Raw genomic sequence first — 1,023 nt, forward strand, 5'->3', positions numbered from 1 at the left:
TAGCAAGCTTAGTAACTCGCCACTGTAGCAACAATCTAACCAAATCACTACCTGTTTGACTGGGCTAGTTGCGATTTGCTCACCCAACTCCCGCAGAGGATAGCCATAAATTCCCACATCAGGAAAGGCATCACTTGTCACTAAGAAAACTTCCTCAATACCATCCACCTCTTGTCTACAGCCATGGCCTGAAAAGAAGAATAGGCCGGTTTCTGGAGGTTGGTTGGGAGGAGGAGGATTAAACAGATTAGCGACTGCTGACCTTAATTCCTCTAATTTTACTAGTCCTGTGCTGGATGGTCCCCCTGCTCCTTTTTGGGTCAACCCAAGGGGTAAGTCTTGAATCCGAAACGGTTCATAGCCATACTGCTCTAATCGTTGAGCGACATTTTCCCCATCTAATGCCGCAACGGTCAAGTCGTTAAAGTTGGTGTATTCTGGATAACGGTTAATCCCAACAATTAGGGCTTCCCATTGCGGTCTCATTGGAGCGAGGTTCTGAAACTTTTATTAGGGTAACATACTATCACAATTTCGGGAACTAGGCTGATCCTTCGTGTATAAAGATAATGATTGAAGTAGTAGCAGTGGCTGATGAATACCAACAAAACCCTATTAGCGTTTTTACTTGCTCTGACCGATTTAGACACACCCTTGAGTCAAGGTGATAATAAGAGCATCAAAGAAATTGGCGATCAACTTGATGCCCAACCTTTGGCCTGGGAGAGGTATACCAAACCCAAGCTGCTAGAGATAATTGCAGCCAATCCTGAGTTAAATCAACGTTACCAAACTTATTACAACCAACTTGACACTACGGTTGATATTCCCCCAGACTATCTCCCAACAACAGCGGAAATCCAGCCAGTCAATAAACCTAGCTCTACGATAATGAGAGGACATAAACCTAAGTCATCACCTACAGGCTATGACCAACAAATTAATAATATTGTGATTGTTGTCAGTCGTTCAGAACAGCAAGAAGCAGCTGTGAAAGAATAACACTTGGAAAAACTGAAACAG

At 43.4% G+C, this 1,023-nt stretch carries 2 protein-coding genes; one reads left to right on the forward strand and one right to left on the reverse strand.

The genetic code is table 11. The annotated features are described in order from the left end of the window. The coding region (locus F6K51_RS38170) for a caspase family protein (RefSeq protein WP_293031593.1) at positions 1 to 486 on the reverse strand (486 nt) is incomplete at its 3' end. A 108-nt stretch (positions 487 to 594) separates the two neighbouring features. Here F6K51_RS38170 and F6K51_RS38175 point away from each other — a divergent pair. Further along, a complete protein-coding gene (locus F6K51_RS38175) occupies positions 595 to 1,002 on the forward strand; it encodes a hypothetical protein (RefSeq protein ID WP_293031596.1) in 408 nt (135 codons plus the stop codon). The last annotated feature ends 21 nt before the right edge of the window (positions 1,003 to 1,023 follow it).

Origin of the sequence: Moorena sp. SIO3I8, from assembly GCF_010692325.1 — a bacterium.
Classification (GTDB): domain Bacteria; phylum Cyanobacteriota; class Cyanobacteriia; order Cyanobacteriales; family Coleofasciculaceae; genus Moorena.